Consider the following 14,338-nt stretch of genomic DNA (forward strand, 5'->3'; position numbering starts at 1 on the left):
TCCCTGTTTACGGCTGCGACTGCGGCTGGACCGCGGCGGAATCCAGCGGCTGATAAGGTTGCAGAACGGTGTCGCGTTGCTCGCCCAAAACCCAGGCGAAACCCGAATACATCACCACCAGGCAGACCACGGTGAACAACACCACCATCCACGCCGGCACGATGCGCACCAGGCTGCGGCGCTGATCGTTCAAGCCTTCCCAATGCGGCGACAGCTCGCGCGGCACGTCGCCGCGCAGCTGACGAATCTGGCGATACAAGGCGTCGCGGATGCCTTCGAGTTCGAGCATGCCGCGCGCCTGCACGCGGTACTTGCCTTCGAAACCGAGGGACAGGCACAGGTACATCAGCTCCAGCATCGGCAGGTGCTTGACCGGGTTTTTCGACAGGCGATCCAGCAACTGGAAGAACTTCTCGCCACCGAAGGTTTCGTTGTGGAAGCTGCTGAGCAGACTCATCTGCGACCACTCGCTTTCGTTGCCCCACGGCGTGGTCACGACGGCTTCGTCGACCACGGTGCAGAGCACGTAACGGGCGGCCATCACCTGGCTGCTTTCGGCGCCGTTGTGCAGTGCGCGCACTTCAAACAGTTTCAGCCCGGCGGTCAGGCGCTCGTTGAGCGCGTACATGTCTTCGCGGGTGTCGCTGTGCTTGAGGCGCACCACTTCCGACAACAGGTCGGAACCGGCGGCCACCAGCGAATTGAGGCTGATGTTGAACGACTCCGCCGGACGCAGGCGCGCGGCGTAGATCATTCGTTCTTCGAGCTGTTCGAAACGCGGCGGTGCAGCGAAGTCAGTCAGCGGACTTTGCGCCGGGCCGTGGCCCTGGCGGTCGAGCAAGACGGTTTTATCGTCCTGATGGTGTTCCATGTCCTTGATCATGTCGGTCAGTTCCTGATGGCCCAGAATTTCAGTTCAAGCTCGGCAAATTCGCCGGACACGTGGAACGCGAAGCCGCCGGAGCGCTCGAGTTGCGCCAGGTCTTCGGAACTGAGTTCGAGGATGAAATAGGTTTTGTTGGAGTGGAACGCGATCTGCCGCGGGGCCACCGGCAACGGTTTGACCTTGATGCCTGGCAGATGCAGGTTGACCAGTTGGCGGATGCGCTCCACCGGGCCGACCTTGAGGTGCGCCGGCAAGCGGTGGCGCAGTTCTTCGGAGTCGCAGTTGGCACTGGCCGCGAGCACGAACGACGCCGAGCCCAGCAGTTTGTGGTCGTGCAACGGCGACACGATGATCCCGTACTGACGCGCTTGCAGGACCAGTTCGATGGCGTGCTGTTCGAGCACCATCGACAGCACCTGACGAATCGCTTCCATCAGTTTGCGGAAGCTCGCGCCCTGATCGCTGTGCTGGTAACGGCTGTCCAGGCGCGGGCGTTTGCTGTCGCTGGAGAAGGTCGCCAGATCGCCGAGCATGGTCAGCAGCGTGCGGTACAACTCTTCCGGGTGAACCTGCTCCAGGCCGAGGTAGTGACGCAGCAACAGTTCGGTGCGGTTGATCAGTTGCAGCATCATGAAGTCGCCGACTTCCGCGCCGCCAACCTTGCCGTTGGAGCGAATGCGCTCGGCGATGGTGTCGCCCCGGTGACCGAGCATGCTGATCACTTCTTTCAGGCACGACAGCAGGTAGCTGGAGGAATGCGCCTGAATGTAGGTCGGCACGAAATCCGGATCGAGGCTGATCACGCCGTCGGGCGTGGTATCGAGCACGTCGCAGATCTTCAGCTTCACGTAGGCCTGATCGCTCTGCTGCTCGCCGAGCAACAATTTGAAGTCCGGACGACCACAGCTGACCTGGCTAGCGGAATCGTCGCCGGCGTTGGAGTCGGCCACTTCGGCTTCGTACGCGGTATAACGCGCCAGCACGTCGGATTGCTCCGGGCGGCGGGACTCGATGTGGTTACCGGTCACCAGTGGCAGCGCCAGATAAATCGGCGTGTTGCCGGTGTTTGGCGGCACGTCCAGCGCCAGCGGCTCGGTGTTGCCGCCGAGTTCGAACAGGCTGCCGTCCGGCAGAATCCCCGAGGCCTGGCTGATCACCAGTTTGCCCATGTTGAGGAACTGCAAATCGATGTCGAGATTCAGGAAACCCCAGGTGTAACTGCCCAGCAACTGGGTGCGGGTCTTCATCTGGTGATCGTAGTAACGATCGTTGTGCTGGAAGTGCTGCGGACGCAGCAGCATGCCTTCCTGCCAAATGACTTTATGGGAATTCATGATCAGTCATCCGCCTTGGCGAGCGTTTCGTTGCTGTTGCGAATACCGGCCTGATCAAGGGTCAAATCAGCCTCGGTGACTTCCACCGGCGTGACTTGCACCGTGTAGCGCCATTTGGTTTCCGGCAGGTCGCGATAGGCCGCGAGGATCCCGACGTAACGGCTACCCTCTTCCACGCTGAGCTTGAGTTCGATGGTTTCACCCGGGCGCAGTTCGAGTTCTTCGCTGGCCACCAGGTCCGGGGCCAGGGATTCCTTGGCGCGCTCGTACAGGCTGAAGAAGTCGGCGTTCTCGAAGGTCACCGGGTGCTTGAGCTCGAACAGACGCACGACGATCGGCGACGGACGCCCGTTGAGGTCCGGGTTCAGCTGATCGCTGCCGGTGAGCTTCAGGTTGACTTTGGTCACTTTGGAATACGGCGACAGCGACGAACAGCCGGCCAGCAGCACCACGGCCATGAGCGCCGTCAGCGTCTTGAAAAAAGCGGTCGAGCAGCGAGACATGCGCATCATCCTTGGTGGTCGGTGTGAAGGGTGGAAATCAGGCGGATCTGTTCTTCGTACGCCTGAGCGAAGTCGCGGGCCAGCAGGCGCTCGCTCCAGTCATCGTCCTGACGCAGGGCCTGGTGATAACGACCGTAGGCTCTCCAGCGGCTGCCGGACGTGGCCAGCAGCGGCTTGTTGTCGCGTTCGAAACGCAGGGTCAATTGCTGTGGCGAGAAGTGCTCCAGCGTGCCGCGAACGGCGGCGCGGCTGGCGGTCAACAGCGCCACCTGATGCGCCTGCAAGTCGCGGAAGGCTCGAGAGATCGACTGCTCCGCCGGCAACTGGCCCGGCTTGTTCGGCTGCAACAGAATGCCCAGCGCTTCACCGGCATCGACGGCGAACTTCAGCGGGTTTTTGTGGGTGCCTTGCACGGTGGTCTGGGCCAGACGCAGTTCGTTTTTCAGTTCGCTGCGGGTGCGCAGGCTCTGCTGCAAACCGCCGACGCTTTGCTTGAGCAGGCGTGCAGCGTTCAGCGCCAGGGCTTCGCGGGCGTCGTGGTCGAGGCCTTTGAGGTCCACGCCCAAGGCGGCACCGAAGTGCTCCCAGAAACCTTCGCTTTGACGCTCACGCGCTTTCGGCACCGGGGCTGGCGCAGGTTCGGCCGGGGCGTCGATCAGCTCCGGCACCATCAGGCTTTCCATGTCAATGCGCGCATAGTCGGCGCGCTGACGGGTGTCCTCGATAGTGGTGCTCGGGGAGATCAGTTCGTCGATTTCCGAGTACACGCGCTCTTGCTGATCAAGGGCGTTCAGCGGATCGAGGTCGAGGAACGCGTCGTCCGGAATGATGCTGCCTGCGGCTTGCGGGCGACCGACTTCCACGTCGAAAGTCGCCGGGTCGCGCACCAGCCGCGCGCGGATCTCGAAATCACCCAGCACGTAGGTGCTGCCATGCTCGATGCGCATCGGTTCGCCCTTGCGCAGGCGTGCGCCGCTTTCGCCATCCTGGACACCGTTGCTGCTGGTGTCGGTCAGGAAGAACGTGCCTTCGCGAAAGCTGATGTCCACATGGTGATTGGACAGATGACGTTTGCGGTCGGGGATGATCCAGTCGCAATCCTCGCCCCGGCCAATCACGCCACCGGCCTGCTTGAAGGTCTTCTGGCACAGCTCCGTTGGCACGAACTGCTTGGTGTTGAGCATTTCGAAAACCAGTTCCATGGTGATACTCCTTGCGGTCACTTGCCGCGATTGACCGCCTGCGGATCACCCAATGGGCGATAGGTGTTGTCGTTGAATTTGTAATTGCCGCTGCAGCCGCCGAGGCCGCATAGAACGACGAGGGTCAGCAGGACGGCTTGCCAGTGACGAACAGACATCAGAGGGTCTCCAGGGGTAGACAAAGCACAAAGCGCCGGCCTGGTTGGGCGGCGCTGTCAGAAGCGAATGAGGTTGATTGGATGGCTCTAATCCAGGGTTGAGAGCAGATCCTCTGTGGCGAGGGAGCTTGCTCCCGCTCGGCTGCGAAGCAGTCGTGAATCAGCAGATGCGGTTTGACTGATGCACCGCGGCGCATGGTTTTTGGGCTGCTGCGCAGCCCAGCGGGAGCAAGCTCCCTCGCCACAGGGAATTCGCTGGCCACAGGGGGTATTCCAACCAAGGTGATTGGGTGGCAGAAATCGAGATCAGCCATCGAAATCACCCAAATTGATATTCAGGCGCCCGAGGCGGTACAGCAGCGTGCGGCGTGGCAGGCCGAGTTCGCGGGCGGCGAGGGTCTGGTTGCCGTCGTTTTTGCGCAGGCAGTCGAGCAGCAGGCTGCGTTCGACCTGCTCCAGGCGTTCGCGCAGGTTCAGGCTGTTGTCTTCCGGCATGGCTTCCATGCGCAGGGAGAAATGCTCGGCCAGCAACTCGCCGCCCTCGCACAGCAACACCGCACGCTCGACCAGGCCTTTGAGTTCGCGCACGTTGCCGGGGAAGGCATAACCGGACAGGTGATCCAGCGCCGCATCGGACCAACGCACCGCGTCGCGCTGCAAAAACGAGCACGCCTTGTCGGCGAAATGCCGGGCCAGATCGAGGATGTCGCCTTCGCGCTGACGCAGGGCCGGCAACTCGATCGGGAATTGCGCGAGGCGGTAATACAAGTCCTCGCGGAATTTGCCTTCACTCACCAGCACCGACAAATCCCGGTGCGTCGCGGCGATGATGCGTACATCGATCTTGTGGGTGTCGTTGGAACCCAGCGGGCGGATCTCGCCTTCCTGCAACACGCGCAATAACTTGGCTTGCAGCGACAACGGCATGTCGCCGATTTCATCGAGCAACAAGGTGCCGCCATTGGCCGCGTCGAACAGCCCGGCGCGATCGCGATCAGCACCGGTGAACGCGCCTTTGCGGTAGCCGAACAGCTCGCTTTCCAGCAGGTTCTCGGGGAACGCCGCGCAGTTCTGCACGATGAAGGCCTGGGACCGGCGCGGGCCACAGTCGTGAATGGCGCGGGCGACCACTTCCTTGCCGGTGCCGGTTTCGCCGCGCAGCAGCACGGTGTAAGGGCTGTGCAGGACTTTGCTGATCAGCGAATAGGTTTCGCGCATCGCCTTGCTCTTGCCGATCAGGCCGTAACCACTGGCACTCGGGACGCTGACCTTCATCGGCCGTGCATCACCGGCCGGCTGGCGCAGACGGTGCAGCAAATGCAGTTGGCCAAGTACAAACGAACCCAGTTGACCGAGGGAATCGGCGAAACCTTGCAGGTCGATGTGTCGGCGACTGGCGCACAGCAACAAGCCTTCGACAGCCTTCTGCTGATTGACCAGCGGCACGCACAGCAGCGACTGCCAGGGCGTGGCCTGCGGTGGCAGGAAACTGGTTTCGTGCAGGCTGCCGCTCAGTTCGCCGAGGCTCACCACACGGTTCTGGCACAGGGCGAATTGCAGCAGTTGCTCACCGTTGTAATCCGCCGGCAGGCTCGCCGATTCACGCGGTTGCAGAATGCCGTTGAGGCACTCGGCGTTCATCCCCAGACAGGTGTGGGTCGCGTCCAGCAGATACAGCTGCGTCAACTCGCACCCGCTGAGCTCCGCCACACCGCGCACGAAGTCACCCAGCAGCGCAGCGCCGTCCGCCGCGCGCGACAGGCTGGCGAACTGCGCCAGCAAGGCTTCGGCATACACCAGCGGCTGCGGCACTTGAGTGAACATCACACCCACCTCAGGCGAACTCGCAGGTCACGCTGGCACCGCCGTCGAGCGTCGCGTGGACACGCTTGAGGCTTTCCCCGGTGGCCATCGCATCGAGCAAGCGGTCAGCCACCAGCGGCAGCACGTGCAGGTCAAGCAAGTGGTCGATCAGACGCGCACCGCTGTCGCTTTGGGTGCAGCGTTCGGCCAGGTGATCGACGAGGTCTTGCGAGTAGCTGAAATCCAGCTGACGACGGTTCAGGCGCTCGCCCAGACGACCGAGTTTGATTTCGATCAGCTCGCGCAGCACCGGACCGCCAACCGGGTAGTAAGGCACCACACGCATGCGCGCCAGCAGCGCCGGCTTGAAGTGTTTGCTCAGCACCGGGCGAATGGTTTCTTCGAGCACTTCAGCAGTCGGCCGCGCGCCGTTTTCGCAGAGTTCGCTGATGCGGTCGCTGCCCAGGTTCGAGGTCATCAGGATCAGCGTGTTGCGGAAGTCGATCTCGCGTCCTTCGCCGTCGTTGGCCACGCCTTTGTCGAAGATTTGGTAGAACAGATTGAGCACATCCGGGTCGGCCTTCTCGACTTCATCGAGCAGCACGACCGAGTACGGCTTTTGACGCACGGCTTCGGTGAGCATGCCGCCCTCGCCGTAACCGACGTAACCCGGCGGCGCACCGATCAGGCGCGAGACGGTGTGCTTCTCCTGGAACTCGGACATGTTGATGGTGGTGATGAAACGATCGCCGCCGTACAGCAAGTCTGCGAGGGCCAGCGCGGTTTCGGTCTTGCCGACGCCGCTCGGGCCGACCAGCAGGAACACGCCGACCGGTGCATCCGGTTTATTCAGGCCGGCAGCGGTGGCGCGCATCGAGCGGTCCAGTGCGTGAACGGCTTGTTCCTGACCACGGATGCGAGTGCGCAGGTCGGTGGCGAAACTGGCGACCTTGGCGTTGTGTTCGCGGGCCAGTTGCGCCAATGGCACGCCGGTCCAGGCGCTGATCACTTCGGCGACCAGGCGCGGGCAGACTTCGAAGCTCACCAGGCGTTCTTTGACCTGCAGCTCGGTCAGGGCTTTGTGAGTTTCGTTGAGCGCGGCTTCCAGGGTCTCGACGCTTTGCGCTTCGTCCACCGCCAGCGTTTCGATCACGGTGCCTTCGGCGTCTTCTTCAACCGTAACGATTGGCTCTACGGCTGCCGCTTCGCGGGCCTTGGCCAGTAGCTGACGCAGATCCAGCAAGCGCTCGGCCAGTTCTTTCTGCTCGGTCCACAGCGTTTCGAGGGCGACCATTTCATCTTCGGCAGCGGCCAGACGATCTTCCAGAGCGTCCAGCGCTTCGTGATCGATCAGCAAACCAGCTTCAGCATCACGACGCAACGCCTGGCGCTGACGGCCCCCTTCAGCTAGTTCGCCACGCAGGCGCTCAAGGCTTTCCGGCGCGGCGGCGAGGCTGATGCGTACGCGGGCGCACGCAGTGTCGAGCACGTCGACGGCTTTGTCCGGCAACTGACGACCCGCGAGGTAACGGGCGGACAATTCGGCCGCCGCCACCACTGCGTCATCGCGCAGGTAGATGCCGTGGCTCTTCTCGTAAACCTGAGCCAGGCCACGGAGGATCGTCACCGCTTCGCTGACGGTCGGTTCGTGCAGTTGCACCGGTTGGAAACGACGGGCCAGCGCCGGGTCTTTTTCGAAGTACTTCTTGTACTCCGCCCAGGTGGTAGCGGCGATGGTGCGCAACTCGCCACGGGCCAAGGCTGGTTTGAGCAGGTTGGCCGCATCGGAACCGCCGGCGTTGCCACCCGCGCCGATCAGCGTGTGAGCTTCGTCGATGAACAGGATGATCGGTTTCGGCGACGCTTTGACTTCGTCGATCACGCCTTTGAGGCGACGTTCGAACTCACCTTTGACGCTGGCGCCGGCCTGCAACAGGCCCATGTCCAGCGACAGCAGCTCCACGCCTTTCAACACTTGCGGCACTTCACCAGCCGCAATGCGCGACGCCAGGCCTTCGACGATCGCGGTTTTACCGACGCCGGCTTCACCGACCACAATCGGATTGTTCTTGCGGCGACGGGCGAGGATGTCGACCATCTGCCGGATCGCGCCGTCGCGGCACAGCACTGGGTCGAGTTTGCCGTCGCGGGCCTGTTGCGTCAGGTTGTGGGTGAAGCGCTCCAGCAGCGACTCCCCCGGCACGGCCGGTTTGCCGGTGGCCGGTTGCTCTTTCTGCGACAAGGCAAATTCTTTCAGGCGCTCGATGTTCAGCTTGGCCAGCAACGACTGATAGCGGCTGCCCGCGTAGCGCATCGGGTTGCGCAGCAGCGCGAGGATCAACGCGGCTTGCTCGACCTGGCTCTGGCCCAGTTCAAGGTTGGCCACCAGCAACGCATCCTGCAGCCACTGCACCAGTTCCGGGGCAAACACCGGATTGCGCGAGGCGCTGTGCTCGACCCGCGATTGCAACGCGGCGCTCAGCTCGCCGGCATCCACTTCGGCGTCTTGCAGCGCGCGTGCGAGCAGGCCTTGCGGGCGCTCCAGCAGGCCCAGCAGCAAGTCTTCGACGAGGATCTTGCTGCCGCCACGGGCGACGCAGCGTTCGGCAGAACTTTCCAGATCACGGCGGGTTTCGGCGTCCAGCGCCTGGATAAGTTGTTGCAGGTCTACGTTGATCATTGGTCATCTGTCCTTAATGAATTTTGCTGCCCAGGGTCACCACGCCGTCCGCTTTTTCGCGGCCGAGCCAACTGGTCCATCCCAGGCGACAGGCGTTCTGCTCACCGATGCGCAGTTCGCGGATTTCTTCCTGGCGCAACACCAGGCGAATGTCGTAATCGAGCGGGTCACGCAGGGTGAACCGCACCAGCGCGCACAGCGGCTGGTAGCCGAAACCGATCGGCAGGAATTCGTGAAAGCGTTGCCAGTCGAGCTCGCGGATGTGAATACGGAATTTGCCGCTGCGGTCGCGAACGTGTTCGCCCAGCACTAGGTCTTCGCCGAGCAGGCTGTTGGCACGGCCCAGGCGATTGCGCTGTTCGTCGAGGATCTCGACGCGGCGCTCGATGCACTGCTCGATGGTCAGTTCGGCGTGCTTGAAGTAGTAACGCAGCACCGCTTCGATCAGCGCCGCCGAATGCGCCCGCAAGCTAAGCAAACCGAGGTACGGCAGCAGGCGTTTCCAGTTCAGTTCCTGGGCCCTGCGGATCTCTTCGCCGCCGAGGCCGATCAGCGCAAACAACTGCGACGAAAACGGGTCGAGGGCGCCACTTTCGAAACTGGCGCGGTAGCGGTACTTGCGCCAGATCGGCAGCATCAGCCGCTGCAAACGATGGTGAAACAGGTCGAGGAAGTGGCGGGTCGGGTTGCCGTCTTCGCTGTCGCCCAGCGCCTGCTCGCCGTAGAACGCCGGCAGCGGCGAACCGGAGCCGACCAGGCCGATCAGGTTGAAACGCAGGCGCGCGCGCATCTGCCCGTGCTCGTGGAAAAACTCCACGCGATCGACGTCGCTGCCGGGGAAACCCAGGCTCGGGTTGGCCTGGAATTCCAGCTGGTCGTACAGGTCGTCTTCGCTCAGGTGCGGGTGGGCCTCGCGCAGCCGGTCAACCACCAGCAGCACGGCCTGAAACAGCGAGTACTCGCGTATTCCTCGGGTCAGTCCGCTTAAAGAAGCGGCTGAAGGCCCATACGTGGTGTCCATTGGTACACCTCTCCCTGTGTGCTTTTTACCCGCAGCTCGTGGTACGAATTGAGACTGGCGTAAAGCGCGAAAAACTCGTTGAGAACCGAAGCGAACACGAACAGGTCGCCCTCGCCGATATACCCTTCCGGGTCGATGGTCAGCTCGGTGCGCAACCCGCGAACCGGCAACCCTCGGTGCAGTCGATCGACATGCTGGTGCTTGATCGACTTGAGCCCGCCGAGCAGGCGTTTGCTGACTTTCTCCGCGTGCTGGTCGTAATAGCGCGGCAAGTCGTAGGTTTCGAGAATCACCTTCAACGCATTGACGTCGGCCAGCGACAGATAGTTAAGCGACATGTTGCTGATCAGCTTCCAGAGGAAGTCGCGGTTCAGCGGCGGCGCGAAGCTCGACGTGGCCGGGGTGATGTTGCGGAAACTCAGGAACTCCGGCGTGTCTTCGCAGGCCATCCTGATGTCGCCGAGCTTGAGCTTGCGCGGCAAATTCTGGTTGGTGCACATCAGCTCGATCGACAGGGTTTCGTGAGCTTCAGTGTGGCGAATGCCGAAGCTCAGGTAGGTGTCGAGGCCGTCGTGCAACAGGGACGAACGCTGGCGAATGCTGTAATGCGGACGGCTGTTGGGCACGTCGAAACTCGGGTCGTGCTCGAAGGATTCGAACGGCACGTACTCCTGATAACCGAGGCCGCCGGGCTTCCAGCCGGTCACGGTTTCCACCGAGAACACGCCGCAGTTTTGCAGATCGAATTCGGCCGGCAGCAGCAGGTATTCGTCTTGCTTGCCATCGAGGCGGATCGGCAGTGCGTCGTGCTTGAACAGGTTGACGATGGGCGTGCAGTAGAGCTTCACGTTGTCCAGCGTCGGACGCATGCGCATGATGCCGCTCTTGCGAATATCGAAGCGCAATTCGAGGCCGCGCATTTGCTTGAGCGTGTCTTCCGGCAAGGCTTTCAGCAGGTCCAGACCGTTGATATCAACGAAGAGGAATTTGTCCTGGAAGGCGAAGTATTCCTGCAAGTAACGGTAGCCACGGAAGGTGTTCAGCGGATACGGGATCAACGCTTCTTCTTCGGCAAAACCCACCGGCTGCACGCGGTCGCCGGGCATCTTGAACGCCATCGGCGTGCCGTTGACACCGTTGATGGGCTTGCCGGCGCCGTCCAGCGGGATCAGCTCGATGCCTTCCAGGTTGCGCAGCAGACTCAGGTACAGCATCTGGCTGATGTAGCGCTCACCGGCGAAGTGCAGACGCAGGCGACTCAACTCCAGCTCGCCCAAATGACCATCTGCGCTCATCTCCAGACGCAGGCTGAGCAGCGAACCGTCGCCCTTCACCGAGTAATTCAGCGCGGCCAGATCCAGCGGCAAGACCTCGGTCGGGTAGCAGGTGCGGAAGCGGCAACGCACGTCATCGATCGGCACACTCTCGATCGGCGTGTCGCGCTCGACCCTCAACGCAGGACCCGAACGCTTCAACGGGTCGAACTGCAAAATGCTGAACGCCGGCAGCGGCCGCATGTAGTTGGGCCACAGCAGGTGCATCAGGGAATGGCTGAGTTCCGGCAGTTCGTCATCGAGCTTCTGACGCAGGCGGCCGGTCAGAAACGCAAAACCCTCCAGCAACCGCTCCACGTCCGGATCCCGCCCGGCCTGACCGAGGAAAGGCGCCAACGCCGGGCTACGCTCGGCGAATCGACGACCTAACTGGCGAAGTGCGGTGAGTTCGCTTTGGTAGTAGTGGTTAAAGGACACGGGGTACCTGCCTGGTATTGAATCTCATGAAAAAACTGTCCTGTAGAGCGCGACTGTCAGACCGGCACAGACATAACCGGCAATCAGGAGGAACGGCACCAGCATGGTCCAGCCGTACGCCATGTAAGCCTCAGTACACGGCCAGGCGACCACACACCCCAGGCCATAAACCATCCATGGCACGGCGTAAAAGGGGATGAATTTCAAAGGCGCGAGCCAAACCATCCGAAGCGCTTGTTGCTCGTTTCGGTTCTTGGCGCCCCGGGACATCCACAACGAAAACCCCAACAACCCAGGAACGCCCCACCACAACAAGTAATCCCAATAGATGTGGGATGAATCGAACGTCGAATACTCGCCAATCCACAGGTCATAGGAAGAAATCGCCAGTACCGCCAGCAATGGCCACCACAATGCAGCCATGAAGAAACACAGTTGCGCGCGGCTAAGAATGGGCATCTCGTTCGATACGCCGATCACGGGCAGGCCCCCATCCTCGAAGACACGCGCATCAATTGCGTCATGGCGCGCACCATGTGCGTTTTTTATGCGAGGACTTCTGGCGATCAGGCGCATTCCGGCACCCACCAGTCTTCGTAGCCTTGCGTACCGGGATACAACACTGTCGAGCCGTTGAACTCGGGAGCAACCGCAAAAATTTCAGTCACCCGAAAATCCCATTCGGACGATTCGAGCAGCGCTCCGTCCGTGGTGTACACCCGAAAAAAGTACTCGCTGCTGAACAACCCGAACACTTGTCCGATCAATCCCAGCTTGTGATAGCCGGGCGCGTATGTGACGAGATAGCACTCGCCCGACTCGCTCGAGTGTCGCGCCAAGACCTGCGCCGTTACGCCACCGAAAATTTTCAACCCAAGCACAACGGTGCAAACGCACACGCTGATCAGCGCCGTAATCAGCAGCAGACGCGGCGTTGCTCGACGGTTGTGAACCACCAACGTTTTCACCTCCGTGTGCCTGCGCCAGCGGGTGTAGGCAGTGTCGATGGCGTTGGTCAGCAGGATGGCGCAAACCGTCAAGCCACCCGTAAGTGCGCAATAGGCCAAACCACGGATGGGATACTGCGGCAGCAGATAAAACAGAATCGCCAGCATCATCAAAATCACCAGGCCAAACTGGATGGCCTGGCGCTGGATGAAGACCAGAACCAAATTCAGGAGAACGAAAAAATAGAAAATCAGGTACATCGCCATGCCGATGGCAACACCGCGCGAGGTCAGCCCGCCGACCAGTTGTTTATAGGCGGGAACGGCATAGCCATTCATGACGATATAAATCACACAGACCAGTGCATGCACGGCCAGACCAATGACGCGACGGCTATTCATGTGCAACTCCGGCCCAGGCTTTATCGGCGCTCAGTACCTGGCTTTGCTGAAGGTAAATAACGCCTTCGCCGGCGAAGAACATCACACTGTCGGCAGTCAATGGCTGGCTGTTTTGATCTCCGAACTTCAGCCAACCCTGATCCCACAATGACCCGTCATCATTGCGGACCTGCACGAAATAATAGGGCGGTTCAGATTTGCTGATGTCTACGAACTGGCCACCATCGGCACCACCACGCCATTTCGCATTTGGGTACTCGCTCAAAACGCGAGGCTCATCTTTCGAAAAGTCCATGTAGGAAACGATCACCACCAACACCACGCTGGCGAGCACACCCATTGCCATGAGGAATCGCTGTAACCAGATCATTTCGACACCGTCCGGGCGAACGGCTGGGGACGCAAGAGACGTGTCATCTCGTGACTCTTCCGTAAGAGTTTCGAGAGAGCCATCGGTTAATTGTCAAACGCAGCACAAACGCCAATACGCTCATACTGGTAGTGAGACCACCATAGGCAAATGCTCGCACCGGGTTGTCTGGCAGGAAATAAAACAACACAACACTCAGCATTACTGCTATCACCAGCAACTTCAACATGACCTTTGGCATAAAGAAAACTATAAGGTTGGCAAAAATAAAAAAATAAAATGTCAGCTCTGCGGTGCCACCTATTGCAGGCCCCCTGTCTGTAAAGCCCACATGCGACTTGTAATAAACAACACCAATATCGTGCACATAGAAATACAAGACGCCGACAAGCAGGTAAATAACGGCACCAACGAGAACTTTCAAAATCACGCTTCCCATGTTTTGTATTTCGCCAACAGGCCTGCGTCAATCGACGTCTTGAGCCTTACATTAGAGGCTGGTTTGAACACTGTACTTGCGACTGTCGCACCGCCAATCCCGAATCTTTGACCGCTCATGGCTCTTTTCTCGAGCACCAGTTCAAAGTTCTCAGAAGTCCACAAACAGGCCCTGATGATTATGAAGTTGTCATAGACATTCTTACTGCCATCGTCGCTGCCGCCGAGCGTTCCGTCTGCCCAGTCCAGGCCGGTTTGGCCAGTCTTCCTGATCGCGGAATCAACCTCGTGGGTTTCCTCCCAATACTTTCGGAAGGTATCCACTGCGAATGGAATTTGCCCCAGTCCATCTGTCCAGTAAGGATCCCCTTCAACGAGACAAAGAAGATACTTGGCACCACCTTCAGGTTGTTTTTTCCAATCTCCGGGAAGATTTTTATAGTAAACAAGCGATGGCCTGTCCACGATTGCAAAATCAATAATCGATTGCCATGTATGCTGTCGATAAGCTCCATACACTTCCGACCCTTCTACATTACTTTCGGGGTTTACCCATAAACGCTCGCGATAAAAGCCGGCCAATGGTTCAAACCATTGAATCTTCTCGGCGTATAACTTTTCAGCGCTTAGGATCCGAAAAGGCTTATCACAGATATCTGGTTTTACAGCGAATAGAGGTACGCCATTAGAGCGAGTCACCAACCAAACTTCAGGGAGATTCAAAGTCCCCAGATCCGTATCGTTGCTGGCGGTCGTCTTATCATCAAGCCTCAATGCGGTAGCACCGTCTTCGGTAACAAAGGTATAAGGCACGCCGCCAATTTCAACAATCGTTTCCAAGAT

14 protein-coding genes are annotated in these 14,338 nt (G+C 60.1%); all 14 read right to left on the minus strand.

The features are described from left to right. Nucleotides 1-7: 7 nt before the first annotated feature. The 14 genes from icmH to KJF94_RS26000 all read right to left on the minus strand — a co-directional run bounded on the left by icmH (nt 8) and on the right by KJF94_RS26000 (nt 14,335). Nucleotides 8-883 carry a type IVB secretion system protein IcmH/DotU gene (gene icmH / locus KJF94_RS25935; protein WP_017341530.1) on the minus strand — a complete coding sequence of 292 codons (876 nt, stop codon included), beginning with the start codon at nt 881-883 and terminating at the stop codon, nt 8-10. Between the two features lie 5 nt (nt 884-888). After that, nucleotides 889-2,220 carry a type VI secretion system baseplate subunit TssK gene (gene tssK, locus KJF94_RS25940; protein WP_008030656.1) on the minus strand — a complete coding sequence of 444 codons (1,332 nt, stop codon included), beginning with the start codon at nt 2,218-2,220 and terminating at the stop codon, nt 889-891. Nucleotides 2,221-2,222: 2 nt separating this feature from the next. Then, nucleotides 2,223-2,723: a type VI secretion system lipoprotein TssJ gene (gene tssJ / locus KJF94_RS25945; RefSeq protein WP_084317740.1), complete on the minus strand. Its 501-nt coding sequence runs from the start codon at nt 2,721-2,723 to the stop codon at nt 2,223-2,225. A 5-nt stretch (nt 2,724-2,728) separates the two neighbouring features. Next, on the minus strand, nt 2,729-3,925 hold the full coding sequence (gene tagH, locus KJF94_RS25950; protein WP_214379842.1) for a type VI secretion system-associated FHA domain protein TagH: 1,197 nt from the start codon (nt 3,923-3,925) through the stop codon (nt 2,729-2,731). Nucleotides 3,926-3,942: 17 nt separating this feature from the next. Continuing rightward, nucleotides 3,943-4,083, minus strand: a complete 141-nt coding sequence (locus KJF94_RS25955; RefSeq protein WP_008030659.1) for a hypothetical protein — start codon at nt 4,081-4,083, stop codon at nt 3,943-3,945. 306 nt (nt 4,084-4,389) lie between these two features. Continuing rightward, nucleotides 4,390-5,907: a sigma-54 interaction domain-containing protein gene (locus KJF94_RS25960; protein ID WP_214379844.1), complete on the minus strand. Its 1,518-nt coding sequence runs from the start codon at nt 5,905-5,907 to the stop codon at nt 4,390-4,392. Between the two features lie 10 nt (nt 5,908-5,917). Continuing rightward, nucleotides 5,918-8,566 (minus strand): type VI secretion system ATPase TssH, encoded by a 2,649-nt coding sequence (gene tssH, locus KJF94_RS25965; protein WP_214379846.1) that lies wholly within the window; start codon nt 8,564-8,566, stop codon nt 5,918-5,920. 13 nt (nt 8,567-8,579) lie between these two features. Further along, a complete protein-coding gene (gene tssG / locus KJF94_RS25970; RefSeq protein WP_214379848.1) occupies nt 8,580-9,587 on the minus strand; it encodes a type VI secretion system baseplate subunit TssG in 1,008 nt (335 codons plus the stop codon). Beyond that, nucleotides 9,551-11,338 carry a type VI secretion system baseplate subunit TssF gene (tssF, locus tag KJF94_RS25975; protein ID WP_214379850.1) on the minus strand — a complete coding sequence of 596 codons (1,788 nt, stop codon included), beginning with the start codon at nt 11,336-11,338 and terminating at the stop codon, nt 9,551-9,553. The genes tssG and tssF overlap by 37 nt, the downstream gene beginning before the upstream one ends. Before the next feature lie 24 nt (nt 11,339-11,362). Next, nucleotides 11,363-11,797 carry a hypothetical protein gene (locus KJF94_RS25980; RefSeq protein WP_375379886.1) on the minus strand — a complete coding sequence of 145 codons (435 nt, stop codon included), beginning with the start codon at nt 11,795-11,797 and terminating at the stop codon, nt 11,363-11,365. A gap of 107 nt (nt 11,798-11,904) precedes the next feature. Further along, complete coding sequence (locus KJF94_RS30315) at nt 11,905-12,687, minus strand: hypothetical protein (protein WP_250548195.1); 783 nt, start codon at nt 12,685-12,687, stop codon at nt 11,905-11,907. Further along, complete coding sequence (locus KJF94_RS25990) at nt 12,680-13,057, minus strand: hypothetical protein (protein WP_214379852.1); 378 nt, start codon at nt 13,055-13,057, stop codon at nt 12,680-12,682. Before KJF94_RS25990 ends, KJF94_RS30315 begins: the two co-directional genes overlap by 8 nt. Nucleotides 13,058-13,100: 43 nt before the next feature. After that, a complete protein-coding gene (locus tag KJF94_RS25995; protein ID WP_214379854.1) occupies nt 13,101-13,496 on the minus strand; it encodes a hypothetical protein in 396 nt (131 codons plus the stop codon). Beyond that, complete coding sequence (locus KJF94_RS26000; RefSeq protein WP_214379856.1) at nt 13,484-14,335, minus strand: hypothetical protein; 852 nt, start codon at nt 14,333-14,335, stop codon at nt 13,484-13,486. The genes KJF94_RS25995 and KJF94_RS26000 overlap by 13 nt, the downstream gene beginning before the upstream one ends. Nucleotides 14,336-14,338 lie beyond the last annotated feature (3 nt).

Source organism: Pseudomonas hormoni (genome assembly GCF_018502625.1).
GTDB lineage: Bacteria > Pseudomonadota > Gammaproteobacteria > Pseudomonadales > Pseudomonadaceae > Aquipseudomonas > Aquipseudomonas hormoni.